Here is a 19941-nt window from a genome sequence, read left to right as displayed (position 1 = left end):
CTCTTGCAGTTGCGTCCTCTAGAGCCAATAGGCCGGTGACGCAAACAGCAAAGTTTAGCCGAAGACGATATGGACGCGAGCGGGGAAGCCGACACGCTTCGACCAATTGGATAAATAATTTGACCAGTTGGCGACGCTGGCTTTATCTTGCGCGACACCGGTTCAACACTCCCAGGCATGCAGTTGAGCGACATTTTTTCCAGGATCGAGCACTCGCGAACCGCCGACGAGGTGGTGCAGCAGATCGAAAGCCTCATCCTCGAAGGCGTGTTGCGCACCGGCGACCGGCTGCCTGGCGAGCGCGAGTTGGCGCGCCAGTTCGATGTGTCCCGGCCGATCCTGCGCGACGCGCTGAAGGCGCTCGAGGGACGCGGCCTTTTGACGACGCGGCCGGGCGGCGGCACATATGTCGCCGACATCATCGGCCAGCTGTTCACCAAGCCGGTGGCGGACCTGATCTCGACGCATCGCAAGGCGGTGGCCGATTACCTGGAGTATCGCCGGGAGGTGGAGGGGATCGCCGCCGAATATGCGGCGCGGCGCGCCACGCCGGAGGACCTGGCCCTGCTCGACCGCATCATGGCACGCATGGACGAAGCGCACAGCACCGGGGATTTCGACGACGAAGCCGAGATCGATGTCGAGTTCCATCATGCGATCTGCGAATGCGCGCACAACATCCTGCTCCTGCATACGCTGCGCTCCTGCTATAGGCTGCTGTCGGAAGGCGTGTTCCAGAACCGGTTGCTGGTGTTCACCGTGCCCGGCGCGCGCGATGCGCTGCTGGCCCAGCACCGGGCGATCCACATCGCGGTCAAGGCCGGCGACCCGGCCGGCGCGCGGCAGGCGGCGATGGACCACATGATCTATGTCGAGCGGTCGATGGCACAAGCCGAGCGCAGCGGCGACTGGCAGCGCGTATCGCGGCTCAGGCTCAGGCAACGCTCTGAAGCCGGCGATGCCGAGCCGGCGCGCAAACGCTCCTGAACGATATCGATCAAGCGGGGACACGATGAGCGACATTCTCACCATTGCCGACCTCAAGGACCTGGCGCGACGGCGCGTGCCCAGGATGTTCTTCGAGTATGCCGATTCCGGCGCATGGACCGAGAGCACCTACCGGGCCAACGAGGACGACTTCCAGAAGATCAAGTTCCGCCAGCGCGTGCTGGTCGACATGAGCAACCGCTCACTGGAATCGACCATGATCGGCGAGAAGGTGGCCATGCCGGTGGCGCTGGCCCCAACCGGCATGACCGGCATGCAGCATGCCGACGGCGAGATGCTGGCGGCGCAGGCGGCCGAGGAATTCGGCGTGCCGTTCACCCTGTCGACGATGAGCATCTGCTCGATCGAGGATGTCGCGTCGGTGACGAAGAAGCCGTTCTGGTTTCAGCTTTACGTACTGCGCGACAAGGACTTCGTGCTCGATCTGATCGACCGGGCAAAGGCGGCGAAATGCTCGGCGCTGGTGCTGACGCTCGACCTGCAGATCCTCGGCCAACGGCATAAGGATGTCCGCAACGGACTTTCGGCGCCGCCCAAGATGACGCTGGCCAACATCGCCAACATCGCGGTCCGTCCGCGCTGGTGGATGGGCATGGCCGGCACGAAGCGCCGCACGTTCCGCAACATCGTCGGCCACGCCAAGGGCGTCGGCGACGTGGCTTCGCTGGCGTCATGGACGACGGAGCAGTTCGACCCGCATCTGTCGTGGAAGGATATCGCCTGGATCAAGGAACGCTGGGGCGGCAAGCTGATCCTGAAAGGCATTCTCGACAAGGAAGACGCGTTGATGGCCGCTGAAACGGGCGCCGACGCGATCGTGGTTTCCAACCATGGCGGGCGTCAGTTGGACGGCGCATCCTCGTCGATCATGGCGCTGGAGGAAATCGCGGACGCGGTCGGCGACAGGATCGAGGTGCACATGGATGGCGGCATCCGCTCCGGCCAGGACGTGCTGAAGGCGCTGTGCCTCGGCGCCAGGGGCACCTATATCGGCCGGCCGTTTCTCTACGGCCTGGGCGCGCTCGGCAAGGAAGGCGTTACCAAGGCGCTGGAAATCATCCGTAAGGAGATGGACATCACGCTGGCGCTGTGCGGAAAGCGTCTGGTGACCGACATGAGCAAGGACCAGATCCGGCGCTAGCCAGGTCGGCGACGGCCTGATCACGGAGACAGCGATACGTTGGCAGAACCCGACATTCATTTCCTGGACGCGCGCGGTCCGGACGGCATGCGGCTCTACGCAATCGGCGATGTCCATGGCCGGCTCGATCTGCTGGCCGCCATGCATCAGCGAATCGAGAGCGAGCTCGAATGGAAGCCGGCTCGCGACTGGCGCGTCATCCACCTCGGCGACTATGTCGACCGCGGACCGGACTCCAAGGACGTCGTCGATTTCCTGATCGAGGCGCGCAAACGCGATCCGCGAAACGTGATGCTCGCCGGCAATCACGATCTCGGCTTTCTCGATTTTCTCGATACCCCTGACCCGGACGGGCTTTTCATGCGCTATGGCGGGGTCCAGACGGCGCTATCCTACGGTGTGCCGCTCGCTGCCGACGCCGGCTGGTTCGGCAGGATGGAGACGATGAGACGGGGACATCAGGCTCTGCTCGAAGCCGTACCGCAACGCCACATCGACTTCCTGCGTTCGCTGCCCTTCTCAATCAGCTTCGGCGACTTCTTCTTCTGCCATGCCGGCATCAGGCCAGGAATTGCCCTGGAGAACCAGAATCCGCAGGATCTGATCTGGATCCGCGACGTTTTCCACGATCACGCCGGCCTTTTCCCGAAGATCGTAGTGCACGGCCATACGCCCGTTCCCGAGGCGGAAGTCATGGCCAACCGCGTCAATGTCGATACGCTCGCCTGGCAATCAGGCATGCTGAGCGCGCTCGTTGTCGAGGGCGCCGACAAACGCATTCTGACAATGACAATAAGGGAAGCTTGAGTGGCGCGCGCCGCGGATAGGACGCGAACGGTCCGGCTGTTTCAGCGCAGCGAAGCGGTGACCCCGTAGCCATCGACGGCGTTGTGGTTGTTGGCGGCATCGGCCGCATAGATGCCGAGACCGCAAATCACGATGGCGGACATCATGGCAAAGGACAGAAGCGCTGCTTTCACGGACGTCATCTCTTGTTGAGCTTCCTGCATCTGTGCACGAGGCGGTTACCAATGCGTTGAAACGGAAAATACGTCTCAAAGTTTCGACGATTTCGCGCTTCTAGGCATGTTCTGTATCGGCGGTGTGTCGCACGGGCCACACCAAGGTCCCATCGCGGTTGCACCGGTGATGCAGAGCGCGCGCCTTCTAGGATGGCGGGCGTACACAAGCCAAGGACGAAACCGGTTTTCCCCAGGCGGATTCACCGCCGCGTGCCAATTTTGCCACGCCCTGGTCCGCAGAGATGATGCTCAGATCGTCGCCACCCATGCGCGGGCGATGGCCAGGCCGGCAGCATCGGCATCCGGTCCGTTACGGGCCATTTCGCCATCGAGCTTGCCGGCCCAGTCGGGGTGGCGCGCTGCAATGATCGGCGCGAAAGAGGTGCTCCAGTCCTTTACCAGCGGCCGGTCGGCCTCGAAATGGAACTGGAAGCCGTAGACGGCGCGGCCGACACGGAACGCCTGGTTCTCGGCGACATCATTGCTGGCGAGCCGCACCGCGTCTTCGGGCAGCACGAAAGTGTCGTCGTGCCATTGGAAGATCGGGAACTTTTCCGGAAGCTCGGCCAGCACCGGATCGGCCTTGGCGTCCGGCGTCAGCGACACGCCGCGCCAGCCGAATTCGTTGGCGCCGCCGATGCGGTTCTCGCCGCCGAAGGCGCGGGCCACCAGCTGGCTGCCGAGGCAGATGCCGAGCACGGCGCGGTCCTGGCCGGCGAAATCGCTGATAAGTTCGAGCAGCGCCGGAAAATAGGGATATTCCTCGTCGGCCAGCGCGTTCTGGCCGCCGCCGAGCACCACCATGGCGTCGTGGCCGTTCGCATCGTCCGGCAGCGGATCGCCCCTGTAAGGAAGGCGGATGTCGAGATCCGCACCGGCTTCCGCCAGAGCCGCGCCGACCTGGCCGAGGCCGGTATTGTCGTAGTTCTGGACCACCAGCACCCGCATCGCAAAACCCTGCTGACATGAAAACGGTGCGGCGAGCGATATCATGGCGCCGGCATTTCAGCCAAGATGCGGGCGCGCGGAGAAAACTATGCCACTGCAAAACCGGGTCGATCCGTTCGGCGCCATCCACGCCGTGCCCGAGCGCGGCCTGTTCATGGGCAATCGCGGCATCATCCACGATCCCGAGACCAGGACGCTGTTGAAAAAACGCTGGGCGCTTCACGCCTGGATCATCTGCGTCTGCGACTTCCGCGGCGTGCGGCGCGAGCCGATGGGCCGCAACCGGCCGGGAGGAAAGGCCGGCTGGACCGAGCTGTTCTTCCTCGACGAGGTGACGGCACTGGCCGCCGGACATCGCCCCTGCTTCTTTTGCCGGCGCGAACGGGCCAAGGACTTTGTCCAGCGCTTCGGCGAAGCCTTCGCCATTGCCGAGCCGCGCGCGCCGCAGGTCGACAAGCGGCTGCACACGGAACGGCTGGCTTCGGGCGGCAAGCCCTCGGTGGTGGCGGCCGACGAGCTTGCAGGCCTGCCAGACGGCACGATGATCGACGGCGGCGGCGATGCCTACGCCCTGCGTCGCGGCAGGGCGCTGCGCTGGTCGTTCGCAGGATATTGCGGGGCGCGGGATTTCGACGGCCTCGCTGGCCGGACACTGCGGCTGTTGACGCCGCGGACCACCGTGCGCGTGCTGAGGCAAGGCTACCAACCCGTCTGGCATCCTTCCGCCAAGACTTGACGCCAACCGCCGCCTCGCCCATTCCTCGGCGATGCGCGCCAACTACAAGATGCAACGCCTGTTCGTGCCCGACGATCTCGGGCCGGACGCCGAATTCGATGCCGGTCAGCAGCAAAGCCATTATCTTCAGCATGTGCTGCGGCTTGGCGAGGGCGCCGAGATCCTGTTGTTCAACGGCCGCGACGGCGAATGGTCGGCGGCCATCGCGGCCAAATCCAAGAAGGCGGTGAAGCTGAGGGTGCTGGCGCGGCAACGGCCGCAGCCGCCGCTGCCCGATCTCGTCTACTGCTTCGCACCGCTGAAGCAGGGCCGGCTCGACTATCTCGTGCAGAAGGCGGTCGAGATGGGCGCCGGAGTGCTGCAGCCGGTCATTACCCAGCACACCCAAGTGGCGAAACCCTCCATCGACCGGTTGCGCGCCAACGTCGTGGAGGCGGCCGAGCAATGCGGCATCCTTGCGGTGCCGCAGGTGCGGGAAGCGGAAAGGTTCGAACGCCTGCTGACCGGCTGGGACAAGGAGCGGCGGCTGATCTTCTGCGACGAGGACGCTTCGACCAACAATCCCTTGTCCGCGCTGCAAGCGTTGAGCGAAAGGAAGCTCGGCCTGCTGGTCGGGCCGGAAGGCGGATTTTCCGACGAGGAGCGCAAGGTGCTGCGCGCCTTGCCCTTCGTCACCGCCATTCCGCTCGGCCCGCGCATCCTGCGCGCCGATACGGCAGCCGTGGCCGCACTGGCGGTGATGCAGGCCACGATCGGGGATTGGTAGGGTTCTTCCTTCTCTTTTGTGGAAATGGGAAGAGCCGCATCGTTCAATTCCTGTTGACCTCTGGCTCAGGATTTTTCGCTTGATCGGCTACTGACATTTCGTCCATCTAGCGCCGGCGGTCGTCCGGCCGCCCTGCAGTGCCACGCGTCGACGCGCAAAGGCTGCTGTAGTACTTTGATTTTGGCGCATATCCCGGAAATCGAGGTCGATTTCGGTCGTGTGCCGCAGGGGCTTGATGATGGCGCGCGACACAACCGATTTCCGGCCGATCGAAGGCATGGACGAACTCGTCGAGCACCTGGCCGAGGGCAACAAACCGCGAGACAAGTGGCGCATCGGCACCGAGCACGAGAAATTCCCGTTCTACGTCGACGGCAACGAGCCCGTGCCCTATGGCGGCGAGCGCGGCATACGCGCCATCCTCGAAGGCATGCAGTCAAAGCTCGGCTGGGATCCCATCATCGATGACGGCCGCATCATCGGCCTGGTCGAGCCGACCGGCCAGGGCGCGATTTCGCTGGAGCCCGGCGGCCAGTTCGAACTCTCCGGCGCGCCGCTGGAGACAATCCACCAGACCTGCCGCGAGGGCAACGCCCACCTGGCGCAGGTGCGCGAGATCGCCGAGCCGATGGGCATCCGCTTCCTCGGCCTTGGCGGCAGCCCGAAATGGTCGCTGGCCGAGACGCCGAAAATGCCGAAGTCGCGCTACGAGATCATGACGCGTTACATGCCCAAGGTCGGCACCAAGGGCCTCGACATGATGTACCGCACCTGCACGATCCAGGTTAACCTCGACTTCGAGAGCGAGATGGACATGCGGCGCAAGATGCAGGTGTCGCTGAAGTTGCAACCGCTGTCGACGGCGCTGTTCGCCAACTCGCCCTTCACGGAGAGCCGGCCGAACGGCCTGCAGAGCTGGCGCGGCGACATCTGGCGCGACACCGACAACCAGCGCTCGGGCCTGCTCGAATTCTGCTTCTCGCCCGATTTCGGCTTCGCCGATTATGTCGAATGGGCGCTCGACGTGCCGATGTATTTCGTCATCCGCGACGGCCAATACCATGACATGACGCACGTCACCTTCCGTCAGTTCATGGCCGGGGCCGCCCGCAATGAAATCCCGGACGGATTGCCGACGATGGGCGACTGGGCGAACCATCTGTCGACGCTCTTCCCCGACGTGCGGCTGAAGCGCTTTCTCGAGATGCGCGGCGCCGACGGCGGGCCGTGGCGACGCATCTGCGCCCTGCCGGCCTTCTGGGTCGGGCTTCTCTATGACGAGGCTGCGCTCGATGCGGCCGAGGCGCTGACCTCGAGCTGGACCTATGAGGAAGTGCTGGCGATGCGCAATGCCGTGCCCGAACAAGGCATTTCGGCGCCGTTCCGCAACACCACGCTTCGCGACATCGCGCGCGACGTGCTCGCCATCTCGCGCATGGGGCTGAAGAACCGCGGCAAGAAGAACCGCGACGGCTATGACGAGACCTCGTTCCTCAACACGCTCGACGAAGTCGTGGCGCGCGGCACCACCAGTGCCGAGGAGTTGCTGTCGGCCTACCACACGCGCTGGGGCGGCTCGATCGAGCCGGTGTTCATGGAATACGCCTATTGACCCTCGGCTTCGAGGCGGCCGAGGTCTTCCAAAAGGCGCTTCAATCGGCGGTGGAAACGAATTAGGCTTCTCCGGCGGGATTTCCGGAGGAGAGACCAATGCCTTCCTTGTTCGACATGCTGGCGCAGGCCCAGAACGGCAACGGCATGCAGGCGCTTGCCCAACAATATGGGCTTTCCATGCAGCAGACGCAGGCGGCGGTCGCCGCGCTGCTGCCGGCCTTTTCGCAGGGGCTGCAGCGCAACACCGCAGACCCCTATGGGCTCGGTGCCTTCATGACGGCGATGGCAAGCGGCCAGCACGCCAAATATTTCGAGGACGCGACCCGGGCCTTCTCGCCGCAAGGCGTCGATGAGGGCAACGGCATTCTGGGGCATCTGTTCGGCTCCAAGGATCTGTCGCGCGCCGTTGCCAGTCAGGCGGCGCAGGCGAGCGGCGTGAGCCAGCAGGTGCTGCAGCAGATGCTGCCGGCCCTGGCCTCGATGCTGATGGGCGGGCTGTTCAAGCAGACGACAAGTCAGATGCAGGCGGCCGGCGGTTTCGGCGGTGGCGGCAACAATCCTCTGGGCGAGATTATCGAGCAGATGATGCGGCAAGGCGGGGGCGTGCAAGCCCCGGCGCCACAACCGCGCCAGGCACCACAGCCGCAGGCCCCGATGGACAATCCGCTCGGCAAGGTCTTGCAGGACATGTTCGGTGGCGGAACGCCGCAGCCACAAAGCCAGCCTCAGCCGCCCCCCGATCCCTACGGCGACAATCCGCTCGGCAAGGTGCTGCAGGATATGTTCGGTGGCGCGCCGCAGCCGCAAGGCCGGCCCCAGCCGCAGCAGACCCAGAGCCCCTATGGCGACAGTCCACTAGGCAAGATCTTCGAGGAGATGCTGCGCCAGGGCGGCGGCGGTGTATCCGGCGGCGGGCAGCCGGCGCCGCAGCCTCAAGCTCGGCAGCAGCCCCAGGCGCCGCAGCCGCAGACCAATCCGAGCGGCAGGCCGAGGAACCCATTCGACGATCTGTTCGGCAAAATGTTCGAGACCGGGGCGCAGCAGCGCGACGACTACCAGAAGGGCATGGAGTCGATTTTCGACCAGTTCAAGCGCGGCATGGATCGGCGATAGCGAAAACTCGTAACATTCATCGACGAGGCAAAGAGACATGATGGGCAGGCTTGAGTATCCGGTCATCATCGCGCCGCTTGCGATGGAGGACGGAGGTGGGTTTTCGGCCCTTGTGCCAGATCTTCCGGGTTGCATGAGCGACGGTGAAACTCCCGAAGAAGCCATCGCGAACGTTCAAGACGCCATTGCGTCCTGGATAGAAGCCGCGCACGAACTCGGTAGATCGATACCAAGACCGTCGCGCAAGCTGGCGTTGGCCTAAAAAGAAAGCCCGGTCCTTGGGAGGACCGGGCAGCGTGCAGGCAGGCCGGCGGGGGACCGGCAGGGAGTGGGAAGCCTGCATGAACCTTGGTCGCGCTGATTGCTGAAAAGGTTCAGCGGGACCGAAACTCAACCGATCAGGCCACCCTGCGGGCGATGTCCTCGATCGTTTCGACGCGATCGCTGGCGATTTCGCGCAACATCGCCGTCGGATCTCGGCCAAACGGCACGTCGATGGCGACGTGCAGGTCGGCGCGCGTGAGGCCGATATCGGCGAGTTCGGCGTCCGACATCTCGCCGAGGCGATAGAAGGCACGGCGGTTTTTCCAGGCGCGGTAAGCGTTGGAGACGGTATTTGCCACGCGCGTCGCAACGGCCGGACGCGTGGTGATGCGCGAGGTCTCGGTGGCGAAATCAAACGTGGCCATGTCGGTCTCCTTCAGACTCGAACGGGCAAAACCAGGCAATCGGCGCTTAGCAAACAGCGACCGTTCCGGTTTCGATTCACTTCAAGAAATGCATGTCTTTGGCCCAGAGCCGGTGTCCACTTTGGGCGACATGCATTGGTTTCATGTGGACAATGCCAATTTGCCACCACGCGATTGATTAATCCAACGAATGTTTCTAATCTTTAGCATCAACATCAATGATGGATTGAACCGATGAAAGCGCCGCTCGATCTCGATCAGTTGCAGACCTTCATCTCGATTGCCGATACCGGCAGTTTTACGCGTGCGGCCGAAGAGGTGCACCGCACCCAGTCGGCGGTGTCGATGCAGATGCGCCGGCTGGAGGAGCGGATCGGCAAGCCGCTGTTCGAAAAGGAAGGGCGCAGCAACCGACTGACGGAGGAAGGCGACAAGCTGCTTTCCTACGCAAGACGGCTGCTCTATCTCAACCGCGAAACGCTTGCCGCCTTCGACGACCGGCGGCTCGAAGGCACCATCCGCATCGGCACGCCGGACGACTACGCCGACCGTTTCCTGCCCGAGATCATGGCGCGCTTCACGCGTTCCAATCCACGCGTCGAACTGACCGTCGTCTGCGAGCCGACGCCGGGGCTGGTCGAACACATCAAGCGCGGCAATCTCGACCTGGCGCTGGTGACGCATAACGACGTGCGCGGCCAGTCCGAGGTGGTGCGGCGCGAACCGCTGCTGTGGGTCACATCGGCCAACCACGCCACGCACGAGCAGGAAACGCTGCCGATGGCCTTTGGCCGGCCAAACTGTATCTGGCGGCGCGCCGCCGTCGACGTGCTTGACCAGCAGAACCGCGACTATCGCATCCTGTTCACCAGTTTTTCCGCAACCGTCATCACCGCAGCGGTGCTGTCGGGCCTGGCGATCTCCGTGCTGCCGGAATGCGCTTTGCGGCCCGGCATGCGGGTGCTGGGCGAGGCCGACGGCTTCGGCACCCTGCCCGACTGCCGCATCGGCATCATGCGCGGCCAAACCTCGCGGCCGGAGATCGTCGATGCGCTGGCCCGGCACATTTCGGAAAGCCTGGACAACATCTCGGTGCCGCTTGGCGAAGAGACGGGAACGTTCGATTTCGCGGCACTCGCCTTCAGCAAGATGCGGCGAACCAAGCCGAACCAGATCCTGCCGGGCTGGTAGGCGGTCGGACGCAACTGAACGCTGACCTGAAAACAGCCAGCTTGACGCCGGCGCGCAACCACCCCCCAATCGGCCGATGAGCGAAGCAGCATCCGAATCACGCAGCAACGCCACCGAATACACGGTGAGCGAAATATCAGGCGCGCTGAAGCGCACGGTCGAGGATGCCTTCGGCAATGTGCGGGTGCGCGGTGAAATCTCGGGTTATCGCGGGCCGCACTCCTCCGGCCATGCCTATTTCACGCTGAAGGACGACCGCGCGCGGCTCGACGCCGTGGTGTGGAAAGGCACGATGGGCCGGCTGAAATTCCGCCCCGAAGAAGGAATGGAGGTGATCGCCACCGGCAGGCTCACCACCTATCCCGGCAAATCCAACTACCAGATCGTCATCGACAATCTGGAACCGGCGGGCGCCGGAGCCTTGATGGCGCTGCTGGAAGAGCGCAAGCGCCGGCTGCAAGCCGAAGGCCTGTTCGATGGGGGCCGCAAGCGGTTGCTGCCCTTCATGCCGCGCGTCATCGGCGTCGTCACCTCGCCGACGGGTGCCGTCATCCGCGACATCATCCACCGGATCAAGGATCGTTTTCCACTGCATGTGCTCGTCTGGCCGGTGCGGGTGCAAGGCGAAACCGCGGGCGCCGAAGTGACCGCCGCCGTCAATGGCTTCAACGCGCTGGCATGGGACGGCATCATCGAACGCCCGGACCTGCTGATCGTGGCGCGCGGCGGCGGCAGCCTCGAGGACCTGTGGGGCTTCAACGACGAGGCGCTGGCCCGTGCCGTCGCCGCCTCCGCCATTCCGGTGATCTCGGCCGTCGGCCACGAAACCGACTGGACGCTGATCGACCTTGTCGCGGATGTGAGGGCGCCGACGCCGACGGGGGCGGCCGAAATCGCCGTTCCGGTGAAGGCCGACCTCGAAGCGGCGCTCGCCAGTCTCGGCGCACGGCTCAAGGCGGCGGTTTCGCGCAATTTCGAGCGCAAGCGACAGTCGGTGCGCGCGGCGGCGCGTGCGCTGCCCTCGCCCGATCAGTTGCTGGCGCTGCCACGTCGTCGCCTCGACGAGGCGGCGAGCCGGCTCGGGCGCGGCCTCATGGTTTCGACCGAACGCAAGCGGGGACGCTTCCTCGCCCTGAAACTGACACCGGCAATGCTGTCGCAGCGAATTGCCGAGGCGCGGCGGACCAACGAGCGCAATCTCCTGCGGGCACAGGGCGCGTTGCGCACGCTGACGAGAGCGCGGCGCGCGGAGCTCAATCGCGCCGCCGATCAGTTGCCGAAATGCGCGCGGGCGTCGCTGCAGCGGCACCGGCAGCAATTGGCGGCGCTGCAGGGCCGCATCACCATAGAGCCTACGGCGCGGCGGCAGCGGACCCAAAGGGATTTCCTGACCGCGCTGACGCGGCGCAGCACGCATGCGGCATCGCTGAGGCTTGAGCGACTGCGCAGCCGCGTCGCCCAGGCCGACCGCTTGTTGGCGACGCTGTCGCACAAGGCCGTGCTGGCACGCGGCTTCGCCCTGGTGAAGGATGCCGACGGCGCCGTCGTCAAGCGTGCGGCAGAATTGTCGGCGGGGATGGCGCTGTCCCTGGAGTTCGCCGACGGCACGGCGGATGCGGTCGCAACCAGCGGCTCGGCGCGGCCAAGACCCGTCGTCAAACCCGCGGCCAAGGCCAAGGAGCCCGGCAGCCAGGGTTCCCTATTCTGAAGCCGTGACATGACAGACAATCCGCATCATCGGAAAACGCCCTCCGGCAAGCCGCGCGCGCGAAGCTTCGGCATCGGCTTCGACGGCACGCCTGGCCCGTTCAACGCGATCACCGACGTAGCCGGCGTGTCGGTCGGTTATTCCACGCTGATTTCCGGCGACGGCCCGCTCGTCGTAGGCCAGGGACCGGTGCGCACCGGCGTGACCGCGATCCTGCCCAGGCCGCGCAGCGAGCTCGCCACGCCGGTCTTTGCCGGCATCTTCAGCCAGAACGGCAATGGCGAACTGACCGGCTCGCACATTGTCGAGGAGACCGGCGCCTTCAACTTCCCCATCACCGTCACCAACACGCATTCCTGCGGCGTTTCGCGCGACGCCACGCTGCGCTGGATGAGCCAGGTGCTGCCGGCGGCACTCGACAGCGGCTGGGGACTGCCGGTGGCAGCGGAAACCTATGACGGCTTCCTCAACGACATCAACGGTCACCATGTGACATCAGACCATGTTGCCGAGGCGCTCGACGGTGCCGCCAGCGGACCGATCGAGGAAGGCAGCGTCGGCGGCGGCACCGGCATGATCGCCTTCGGCTTCAAGGCCGGTTCGGGCACCGCGTCGCGCATCACCGAATGGCAAGGGCGTGCCTATACTGTCGGCGCCTTCGTGCAGGCGAATTTCGGCAAGCGGCGCAATTTCACGCTTCGCGGCCTGCGCGCCGGGCCGGAGCTCGTCGAACCGGCGATCCGCGAAGGCACGCCACGTGCCGAAAAAGGCTCGATCATCGCCGTTATTGCCACCGACGCACCGTTCCTGCCGCATCAGATGAAGCGGCTGGCCCGTCGCGTGCCGCTCGGCGTCGCCATGACCGGCGGCTTCGGCTATCACAGTTCCGGCGACATCTTCCTCGCCTTCTCTACCGCCAATCCCGACGCGGCCCTGGCGCCGCCGGGCCGGATCGCTCGCGCCGAGTTCATCCCAGACACCGACATCGATCCGTTCTTCGATGCCGTGGTCCAGGGCGTCGAGGAAGCCATCCTCAATGCGATGATCGCCAACGAGGACATGACCGGGCGCGACGGCAATTTCGTGCCGGCGCTGCCGAAGGCGTGGCTGAAGGAGAAATTCGGCTGAGACAAATACGCGGACCGAATGGTCCGCGTATTCATACAGGATTGCTTCTGAATTATTCCGCGGCCTTGCTCGCGGCCTGCTGGTGTTCGTCGGCCTCGGCCGCTTCCTCGAGCCGGGAGGCAATGAGTTCCTGGATATCGCCGACTTCTTCCTGGATATCCTCCAGCGGTATGCCGACCTCGGCCGCCTTGGCAGCGCATTCCCTGGCCAGTGTTTCGGCCTGCTTCTCGATCCTGGCGTGGGACTGGCAATGGACTTTTTCGCCAATCCATCCCTGCAAGAATTCGATGGCGTGCTCACTCATATTGCTTTTCCCTGGCGGCGAAGCCGGTTGGTAATCATAAACGTCGGCATCCGGTGAAGGATGCATGTCCCCATTCCAGCCGAGTCGCCACCGGACGGCAAGCCGATGTCGTCCAAGGTCCACAGAGCCAAAGGAAATAGAGGATTGAAGAACATTTTCTGTTTCTGGGGGGCGGGTATCGATTGGCGGGAAGCCTGTCCCGCCTCGAGAGGCTGCTTCTACTTGCTTCTTACGGTTTTCAGGTCCGTTTGCATCTCAATGGCTGTCACAACAGCTGCCCGATGACGTTGCCGTTTCCAGGCACAAGCCATCGAAGCCGCCGCTATATAGTGACATCGCCATGCAATGTCGACTCTCCCCGCCGCCTTGCATGGAAGCCCCGCGAAAGCCGCATAGGTCACCGTGCCGATCAGAAGGTCTCGACCCAGGGTCTGAGCTCGAGTTCCCAGGTCCAGGCGCTGCGGTTCTGGCGATGGATGCCGAGATAGGCCTCGGCGATCGCGTCCGGCGACAGCCGTCGCTCCTGCGGGTCGGGAGCCTCTCCCGGCGCGGTCGAGGCAATGGCGCCATCGATGACGAAATGCGCGACATGGATGTTCTTGGGGGCCAGTTCGCGAGCCATGGATTGCGCCAGTCCACGCAAGCCGAACTTGGGCATCGCGAAACCGGCCGAGCCGGCGAATCCCTTGACGCTTGCCGTCGCGCCGGTGAAGAAGATCGAGCCCGAGCCTTGCGAAAGCAGCCGGTTGGCCGCTTGCTGGCCAACCAGGAAGCCGCCATAGGCCCCCACCAGCAAAGCCTGCCTGACGGCCTCTGGATCGAGTTCGGCGATCGGGCCACGGGCGCGTCCGCTGGCATTGAAGACCACGAGCGACAGCGGCCCGGCCTTGTCAACTATCTCGAACAGGCGCTGCACCGACGCGGCATCGGAGACATCGGTTGCCACGGCTTGGGCGCGGGTCTGCGCCAGCAATGGGTCGAGCTTCTCGACGTTGCGGGCGGCCAGCACGACACGAAACCCTTCCCTTGCAAGAAGGCGCGCAAGCGAGGCGCTCAATCCGGATCCCGCTCCGGCAATGACGGCGACATTGGATGTCATGAGCATCTCTCTTTCGCGGTGGTGACTGGATTTGGACAGGGTTGCGCCTTCCCAGGTGGAACGCAAGAGAAAGCACTCCAAGAAAATCGCGTGTCGTCGTGGCGCGCTTCCCAGGCCGCCAAAACTGCTCCCGGCAAAGAAAAATGGCCGGGCGCGAAGACGGCCCGGCCAGAAAGAAGGTCATAACCTTCAGAGGGGAACACCGTTCGGAGGAATGGGAGGAAACCTCGAACGATAATTTTATCTTGAGCCCATTTTCGTGCGCTGGCGACGAATAGGATCCTAAAATCGTGCTGTCCTACAAAAATTTCTACCTGCCGAATGGCTCAGCCTGCCCGGGTCTCGGGCTCAAGCAAATCAGCATAATGACGCCGCGCGACGTCGGGATGGGAGCGCAGCCTGCTCTTCAGCACATTTGTTCCGACATCGCGAAACAGCGGATTGTCGGGATCGCTGGCCGGCCCGCGCGCCTGCGCCGCCAATTCCTCGGGAAGCTCCAGCAGCGGTATCGTGGCATCGAGCCTGGCGCTGAAGAAGAACGGCACCGAGATGCGTTCGACGCCGGCGGGCGGCGTCACGACGCGATGCACGGTGGCTCTCAAATAGCCGTTCGAGGCGAGTTCCAGCAGCTCGCCGATGTTGACGACGAGCGTTCCGGGAATCGGTTCCACGTCCACCCAGCTTCCGTCATAGTCGACCTGCAGGCCCTTGTTCTCGTCCTGGAGCAGCAGCGTCAGGAAGCCGCCATCCTTATGCGCGCCGACGCCCTGGTCGCCGCCGGTCGCTTCGCGGCCGGGGTAGCGCACGATCTTCATGCGATGATTGGGTTCGCCGCGATAGATCGGATCGAAAGCGTCCTCGGCCTGGTCGAGCGACAGCGCGAAGGCCTTGAGCAGACGAATGGCCACGGCCGTCGCCTTGACCTGCCAGGCCAGCAGCGCCGGCTTCAGCTCCGGCAACGCCGACGGCCACTGGTTCGGGCCCTGCAGCCGCGTCCAGGCAGGAATTCCCGGACCTTGCGCGATGGGCGGGCGCTCGACGCCGATGTCGAGCTGCTCGCGCCAGTCGGCACTGCCCCTGGTCAGTTCGCCGCCAGCGCGGGTATAGCCGCGGAACTGCGAGGAATTGACCATCTCTATCGACAGCTTGTCGGCTTCCGGCAAGGCAAAGAAACCCCGCGAAGCGGCGAGAGTCTCGCTGATGTCGGCCCATGGGATGCCGTGGCCGGCCAAATAGAAAAAACCGATATCGCGCGAGGCGGAGCGCAGATCCGCCAGAAACGTCCGGCGCTCCGACGCGCCTTGGTCGAGACGGCTCAGATCGAGCACGGGCACTATTCTGGGCATGTCAGCTCCTTTCCGGGTTCTTTCCGGGCGCTGCTTGAAAACGTCGCCCGGAAAACCGGGCCCGTGGATGTGCTGCTCCTTTTCCAGCGGCCGAAGCCACCATCGATGCCCCAAATCTCACGGAGTTCAGTGCGCCGGGAAAGGAACGATCGGCTTTTCGATGCCGCCGGGACGAACAATTTTTCTATTTGGGCGGGCAGCCTGACGATGAGCGCGATCATTGCGCGAAACACCGGTGCGTCATTTCAGGCACAGTGCGAAGCCGTCATTGGCCCTTGAACGGCCGCGCGGGAGGCGCGTAACATCACGCCACTTGAATTTGAGTCTGTTTCATTCGTCCGGGCTAAAGTCCGGATCGGTTTGGATAATTTCCTTGAACACGCAAGCAATCGGCAGCGCGGCGGGGCGCGGCAAATCGTTTGCCCATGTGGCGCAAGCCTCGTGGGGCAAGGGCCTTGGCACCTTGCTGCGCATCATGCGCATGACGCTGCGCCACCCTTGGCAGGTCGCCATTACCATCATCTCGACCTTCATCGCCGCGACGCTGCAGCTTTTCATTCCGCGCCTGCTGGGACACGCCATCGACCAGGCGCAAGGCGTGGTGGCTGCCGGTGCAAATGCCGCGGCCGAGCAGGCGCTGTGGAATACGGCGCTGACGCTGCTCGTCGTCAGCATCCTGCGCGGCCTCTTCACGATGGCACAGAACTATTTTGGCGAGGCGGTCGGCCATCGGACCGGCTATGAGCTGCGGCTGGCCTTCTACGAGAAGATCCAGCGGCTGAGCTTCTCCTTCCACGACAAGGTCCACACCGGCGACCTCATCACGCTCGGCCTGCTCGACCTCGACGGCGTGCGCATGTTCTTTTCCACCGGCATACTGCGCGTGGTGCTGCTTGGCGTGCTGATCGGCGTCGGCGCCTATCTGTTGATCAGCACCGATCTCGTGCTCGGGCTCTTGAGCCTGAGCTTCGTGCCGTTCGTCGCCTGGCGGTCTTCGGTTACCCAGCTCAGGCTGCGCAGCACCTGGCTGATGCTGCAGGAGCGGCTGTCGGTGCTGAGCCGGGTGATGGACGAGAACCTCGGCGGCATCCGTGTCGTGCGCGCTTTCGCGGCGCAGAAGCATGAGATGGAAAAGTTCGATCGGGCCAAGCAAAACGCGCTGGACCTCGCCAATGAGCGCGTCGATATCCGCGTCAGCAACACCAGCGCCATGAATTTCTCGTTCCTGGCCGCCATGGGCCTCGTGCTGTGGTTCGGCGGCCAGAAGGTGATGGCAGACCAGATCAGCGTCGGCACGCTGGCCCAGTTCCTCACCTTCATGACCATTTTGCAGATGCCGGTTCGCCAGCTCGGCCTGATGGTCAACTCCTTCGCGCGCGCTTCGACTTGCGGCACGCGGCTGTTCGAACTGCTCGACGCCGAACTCGACATCAAGGATGCGCCCGACGCCAAGGACCTCGTCATCAGCGACGGCGTGCTGCGCTTCGAGGATGTCGGCTTCCGCTATGAGGGTGCGGGCGAGCGGCCGACGCTTTCCGGCATTTCCTTCGAGGCCAGGTCCGGCGAGACGATCGGTATCGTCGGCCCGCCAGGCAGCGGCAAGTCGACCATCGCACACCTGATCCCGCGCTTCTATGACGTCACCTCGGGCGCTATTACCATCGACGGCCAGGACATCCGCGGCGTCACGCTGCAATCGCTGCGCAAGGCGGTCGGCGTGGTACAGCAGGACGCGTTCCTGTTCACGACCTCGATCGAGAACAACATCGCCTATGGCAATCCCTGGGCGCGGGAGACCCGCATCGGCCAAGCCGCAGAGTATGCCCAGCTGCACAATTACATCATCGGGCTTCCGGCGGGCTACACCACGGTCGTCGGCGAACGCGGGGCGTCGCTCTCCGGCGGCCAACGCCAGCGCCTGACCATCGCGCGCAGCCTGATGCTGCGACCGTCGGTGCTGGTTTTCGACGATTCGACCGCCGCGATCGATGCCGGCACCGAGCAGCGGATCCGGGCGGCGATGAAGCGCTTCGCCAGGGACCGTGTGACGCTGATCATCTCGCACCGGCTGAGTTCGCTGATGCATGCCGACCAGATCCTGTTCGTCGAGGGCGGCCGCATCGTCGAGCGCGGCACGCATGAGGAATTGCTGGCGCTCGGCGGACGCTACCGCGCGCTTTACGACCTGCAGCTGCGGCCGGACGACGACCGGCTCGAGGGAGCCGCGCGATGTCGACGCAGGACGATGACGAGAAGGAAGACAAAAGCGGGCGGCCGACAAAGGCGGTCGTGGGCTCGCACCGCGACGAGGAGGAGGTTTTCGGCAAAGCCTATGATCCGCGCATCGTGCGGCGTATCTGGAGCTTCGTGAGCCCGTATCAGGGGCGGATTTACATCTCGGTCGCGGCGGTGCTGGTGTTCACGCTGACGCAACTGGCGATCCCGCTGGTCATCCGCTACGCGATCGACCATGGCATGGCGCCAGGCAGGCTCGACCGGTCGGTGATGATCTGGGCGACTGGCATCTTCGCCGTGATCATCCTGATCAACTATGCCGCCAGCCATGTGCAGGAAAGCGTCGTCGGCAAGGTAGCCGAGAACGTGCTGTCGGATCTGCGCCGCGCCATGTTCAGCCACCTCCAGCGCGTCTCGCTGAGCTTCATGGACAAGACCGAGGTCGGCCGCCTGATGTCGCGCCTGCAGGGCGACGTCAATTCGATGCAGGAATTCCTCGAAACGTCGGTCATGTCGGTGGGCGATATCGTGCTGCTGTTCGGCATCGTCAGCGTGCTTTTGTGGCTCGATTTCCGGCTCGGGCTGCTGACGCTGTCGACCATGCCGATGCTGTTCATCGTGCGCCTGTTCTGGCTGCCGCGCGCCAAGGTCGCCTTCATGGCAGCGCACGAAACCAATTCCATCGCCAACGGCGCTCTGGCCGAAGGCATTCACGGCGTGCGCACGGTACAGAGTCTCGAACGCCAGCACGTCAATTTCGACCTCTATGACGAGAAGGTGCTGTCCAATCTCAATGCGCATCTGAGGTCGGCGAAATACGCGCAGGTGATGGTGCCGATCGTCGACACGCTGACCGGCATCGCGATGGCCACGGTCATCGTCGTCGGCGGCTCCATGGTGCTCTCGCACAAACTCGACGTCGGCATCATGGTGGCGTTCCTGTTCTATATCCAGCGCTTCTTCGACCCGATCCGCTCGCTTACCATGCAGTACAGCGTCATGCAGCGCGCCATGGCCTCGGGGCAGCGCATCTCCGAAGTGCTCGACGTGCCGGTGGAGGTCAACGACAGGCAAGGCGCCATCGCGCTGTCGGGCGCCATGGACGGCTCCGTCGAGTTCAGGAACGTCACCTTCGGTTACCGGCAGAACCTGCCGGTGCTGAAGAACATCTCCTTCCGCGTCAATCCGGGCGAGACCGTGGCCCTTGTCGGCCCGACCGGTTCGGGCAAGTCGAGCTCGATGGCGCTGGTGCACCGCTTCTACGATGTCTGGTCGGGCCAGGTGCTGGTCGGCGGGCATGACGTGCGCGACCTCACGCAGGACTCGCTCGGCGAGCAAGTGGCGATGGTGCTGCAGGAGCCGTTCCTGTTCTCCGGCACGGTGCTGGAGAACATCCGCTATCACAAGACCGATGCCACCCGTGAAGAGGTGGTGCGCGCCGCGCAAGCCGTAGGCGCGCACGACTTCATCGAGGACCTGCCCGACGGCTACGACACCGAACTCGAGCAGCGCGGCGGCAATCTCTCACTCGGCCAGCGCCAGTTGATCAGCTTCGCGCGGGCCCTGGTGGCCGATGCCAAGATCCTTGTCTTGGACGAAGCCACGGCCAGCATCGATTCCTACACCGAGATGCTGATCCAGAAGGCGCTGATAAAACTGCTGGAGGGCCGCACCGGCCTGGTCATCGCCCACCGGCTGGCCACCATCCGCGGCGCCGACCGCATCATCGTGCTGCAGAACGGCGAGATCGTCGAAAGCGGCAACCACGACCAATTGATGCAAAGACAGGGCCTCTACGCCCGCCTCTACAACATGAACTACGCCTCGTTCGACGACATTTCGGAAGGCGAGATGGAAATGGATGGGGCCGTCGGCAAGGCGACGTGATCGCGC

19 protein-coding genes are annotated in these 19941 nt (G+C 64.2%); 13 read left to right on the top strand and 6 right to left on the bottom strand.

The genetic code is table 11. From position 1 onward, the window contains the following. The first annotated feature begins 183 nt into the window (after positions 1-183). The 3 genes from LB566_RS25385 to LB566_RS25375 are packed head-to-tail and all read left to right on the top strand — an operon-like array spanning position 184 to position 2956. On the top strand, positions 184-987 hold the full coding sequence (locus LB566_RS25385) for a FadR/GntR family transcriptional regulator (RefSeq protein WP_224628403.1): 804 nt from the start codon (positions 184-186) through the stop codon (positions 985-987). Between the two features lie 25 nt (positions 988-1012). Continuing rightward, on the top strand, positions 1013-2149 hold the full coding sequence (locus tag LB566_RS25380; RefSeq protein ID WP_224628402.1) for an alpha-hydroxy acid oxidase: 1137 nt from the start codon (positions 1013-1015) through the stop codon (positions 2147-2149). A gap of 39 nt (positions 2150-2188) precedes the next feature. Continuing rightward, complete coding sequence (locus tag LB566_RS25375; RefSeq protein WP_140552402.1) at positions 2189-2956, top strand: metallophosphoesterase family protein; 768 nt, start codon at positions 2189-2191, stop codon at positions 2954-2956. Positions 2957-2997: 41 nt separating this feature from the next. Here LB566_RS25375 and LB566_RS25370 read toward each other — a convergent pair whose 3' ends face one another. Continuing rightward, positions 2998-3138 (bottom strand): hypothetical protein, encoded by a 141-nt coding sequence (locus LB566_RS25370; RefSeq protein ID WP_181165325.1) that lies wholly within the window; start codon positions 3136-3138, stop codon positions 2998-3000. 282 nt (positions 3139-3420) lie between these two features. Further along, positions 3421-4119: a type 1 glutamine amidotransferase gene (locus tag LB566_RS25365; protein WP_224628401.1), complete on the bottom strand. Its 699-nt coding sequence runs from the start codon at positions 4117-4119 to the stop codon at positions 3421-3423. Positions 4120-4207: 88 nt separating this feature from the next. Here LB566_RS25365 and LB566_RS25360 point away from each other — a divergent pair, with 88 nt between their 5' ends. The 5 genes from LB566_RS25360 to LB566_RS25340 all read left to right on the top strand — a co-directional run bounded on the left by LB566_RS25360 (position 4208) and on the right by LB566_RS25340 (position 8610). Further along, a complete protein-coding gene (locus LB566_RS25360; RefSeq protein ID WP_224628399.1) occupies positions 4208-4855 on the top strand; it encodes a hypothetical protein in 648 nt (215 codons plus the stop codon). A 31-nt stretch (positions 4856-4886) separates the two neighbouring features. Further along, positions 4887-5621, top strand: a complete 735-nt coding sequence (locus tag LB566_RS25355) for a 16S rRNA (uracil(1498)-N(3))-methyltransferase (RefSeq protein WP_224628397.1) — start codon at positions 4887-4889, stop codon at positions 5619-5621. 238 nt (positions 5622-5859) lie between these two features. Further along, positions 5860-7233: a glutamate--cysteine ligase gene (locus LB566_RS25350; protein ID WP_224628395.1), complete on the top strand. Its 1374-nt coding sequence runs from the start codon at positions 5860-5862 to the stop codon at positions 7231-7233. A 98-nt stretch (positions 7234-7331) separates the two neighbouring features. Beyond that, positions 7332-8348, top strand: a complete 1017-nt coding sequence (locus LB566_RS25345; RefSeq protein ID WP_224628393.1) for a DUF937 domain-containing protein — start codon at positions 7332-7334, stop codon at positions 8346-8348. Positions 8349-8385: 37 nt separating this feature from the next. Continuing rightward, the gene (locus LB566_RS25340) at positions 8386-8610 is read left to right on the top strand and encodes a type II toxin-antitoxin system HicB family antitoxin (RefSeq protein ID WP_224628391.1); all 225 of its coding nucleotides are present in this window, start codon (positions 8386-8388) and stop codon (positions 8608-8610) included. A 136-nt stretch (positions 8611-8746) separates the two neighbouring features. Here LB566_RS25340 and LB566_RS25335 read toward each other — a convergent pair whose 3' ends face one another. Beyond that, positions 8747-9037, bottom strand: a complete 291-nt coding sequence (locus LB566_RS25335; RefSeq protein ID WP_140552396.1) for a DUF1127 domain-containing protein — start codon at positions 9035-9037, stop codon at positions 8747-8749. Positions 9038-9271: 234 nt separating this feature from the next. Between LB566_RS25335 and LB566_RS25330 the strand changes: the two genes are divergently transcribed. The 3 genes from LB566_RS25330 to LB566_RS25320 all read left to right on the top strand — a co-directional run bounded on the left by LB566_RS25330 (position 9272) and on the right by LB566_RS25320 (position 13064). After that, positions 9272-10228 carry a LysR substrate-binding domain-containing protein gene (locus LB566_RS25330; RefSeq protein ID WP_224628389.1) on the top strand — a complete coding sequence of 319 codons (957 nt, stop codon included), beginning with the start codon at positions 9272-9274 and terminating at the stop codon, positions 10226-10228. Between the two features lie 76 nt (positions 10229-10304). After that, positions 10305-11936, top strand: a complete 1632-nt coding sequence (gene xseA / locus LB566_RS25325) for an exodeoxyribonuclease VII large subunit (protein ID WP_224628387.1) — start codon at positions 10305-10307, stop codon at positions 11934-11936. Positions 11937-11945: 9 nt separating this feature from the next. Next, positions 11946-13064: a P1 family peptidase gene (locus LB566_RS25320; RefSeq protein ID WP_224628386.1), complete on the top strand. Its 1119-nt coding sequence runs from the start codon at positions 11946-11948 to the stop codon at positions 13062-13064. Positions 13065-13116: 52 nt separating this feature from the next. Here the strand turns inward: LB566_RS25320 and LB566_RS25315 are convergent, their stop codons facing one another. The 3 genes from LB566_RS25315 to LB566_RS25305 all read right to left on the bottom strand — a co-directional run bounded on the left by LB566_RS25315 (position 13117) and on the right by LB566_RS25305 (position 15813). Next, complete coding sequence (locus LB566_RS25315) at positions 13117-13368, bottom strand: DUF768 domain-containing protein (protein WP_140498383.1); 252 nt, start codon at positions 13366-13368, stop codon at positions 13117-13119. A 409-nt stretch (positions 13369-13777) separates the two neighbouring features. After that, positions 13778-14467 carry an SDR family NAD(P)-dependent oxidoreductase gene (locus LB566_RS25310; protein WP_224628383.1) on the bottom strand — a complete coding sequence of 230 codons (690 nt, stop codon included), beginning with the start codon at positions 14465-14467 and terminating at the stop codon, positions 13778-13780. Between the two features lie 326 nt (positions 14468-14793). Further along, entirely contained in the window at positions 14794-15813 is a 1020-nt protein-coding gene (locus LB566_RS25305) for an isopenicillin N synthase family dioxygenase (RefSeq protein ID WP_140552391.1), read from the bottom strand. A gap of 373 nt (positions 15814-16186) precedes the next feature. On the opposite strand from LB566_RS25305, the gene LB566_RS25300 reads away from it, so the two are divergent. Further along, positions 16187-18184 (top strand): ABC transporter ATP-binding protein, encoded by a 1998-nt coding sequence (locus LB566_RS25300; RefSeq protein WP_224628381.1) that lies wholly within the window; start codon positions 16187-16189, stop codon positions 18182-18184. Continuing rightward, positions 18103-19935: an ABC transporter ATP-binding protein gene (locus LB566_RS30520; RefSeq protein WP_224628597.1), complete on the top strand. Its 1833-nt coding sequence runs from the start codon at positions 18103-18105 to the stop codon at positions 19933-19935. Before LB566_RS25300 ends, LB566_RS30520 begins: the two co-directional genes overlap by 82 nt. The last annotated feature ends 6 nt before the right edge of the window (positions 19936-19941 follow it).

This window comes from Mesorhizobium sp. CA13 (assembly GCF_020165235.1).
Taxonomy (GTDB): Bacteria; Pseudomonadota; Alphaproteobacteria; order Rhizobiales; family Rhizobiaceae; genus Mesorhizobium.
Note: the sequence above shows the minus strand (reverse complement) of the source record. Positions and strands in the feature narration are given on the sequence as shown.

What these genes read in the sequence shown, in the direction of transcription:
- xseA (WP_224628387.1), top strand. Translation starts at nt 10,305, where the DNA reads ATGAGCGAAGCAGCATCCGAATCACGCAGCAACGCCACCGAATACACG.
- LB566_RS25340 (WP_224628391.1), top strand. Translation starts at nt 8,386, where the DNA reads ATGATGGGCAGGCTTGAGTATCCGGTCATCATCGCGCCGCTTGCGATG.
- LB566_RS25305 (WP_140552391.1), bottom strand. Translation starts at nt 15,813, where the DNA reads ATGCCCAGAATAGTGCCCGTGCTCGATCTGAGCCGTCTCGACCAAGGC.
- LB566_RS25310 (WP_224628383.1), bottom strand. Translation starts at nt 14,467, where the DNA reads ATGACATCCAATGTCGCCGTCATTGCCGGAGCGGGATCCGGATTGAGC.
- LB566_RS25355 (WP_224628397.1), top strand. Translation starts at nt 4,887, where the DNA reads ATGCGCGCCAACTACAAGATGCAACGCCTGTTCGTGCCCGACGATCTC.
- LB566_RS25315 (WP_140498383.1), bottom strand. Translation starts at nt 13,368, where the DNA reads ATGAGTGAGCACGCCATCGAATTCTTGCAGGGATGGATTGGCGAAAAA.
- LB566_RS25350 (WP_224628395.1), top strand. Translation starts at nt 5,860, where the DNA reads ATGGCGCGCGACACAACCGATTTCCGGCCGATCGAAGGCATGGACGAA.
- LB566_RS25380 (WP_224628402.1), top strand. Translation starts at nt 1,013, where the DNA reads ATGAGCGACATTCTCACCATTGCCGACCTCAAGGACCTGGCGCGACGG.
- LB566_RS25345 (WP_224628393.1), top strand. Translation starts at nt 7,332, where the DNA reads ATGCCTTCCTTGTTCGACATGCTGGCGCAGGCCCAGAACGGCAACGGC.
- LB566_RS25320 (WP_224628386.1), top strand. Translation starts at nt 11,946, where the DNA reads ATGACAGACAATCCGCATCATCGGAAAACGCCCTCCGGCAAGCCGCGC.
- LB566_RS25365 (WP_224628401.1), bottom strand. Translation starts at nt 4,119, where the DNA reads ATGCGGGTGCTGGTGGTCCAGAACTACGACAATACCGGCCTCGGCCAG.
- LB566_RS25370 (WP_181165325.1), bottom strand. Translation starts at nt 3,138, where the DNA reads ATGACGTCCGTGAAAGCAGCGCTTCTGTCCTTTGCCATGATGTCCGCC.
- LB566_RS25330 (WP_224628389.1), top strand. Translation starts at nt 9,272, where the DNA reads ATGAAAGCGCCGCTCGATCTCGATCAGTTGCAGACCTTCATCTCGATT.
- LB566_RS25335 (WP_140552396.1), bottom strand. Translation starts at nt 9,037, where the DNA reads ATGGCCACGTTTGATTTCGCCACCGAGACCTCGCGCATCACCACGCGT.
- LB566_RS25360 (WP_224628399.1), top strand. Translation starts at nt 4,208, where the DNA reads ATGCCACTGCAAAACCGGGTCGATCCGTTCGGCGCCATCCACGCCGTG.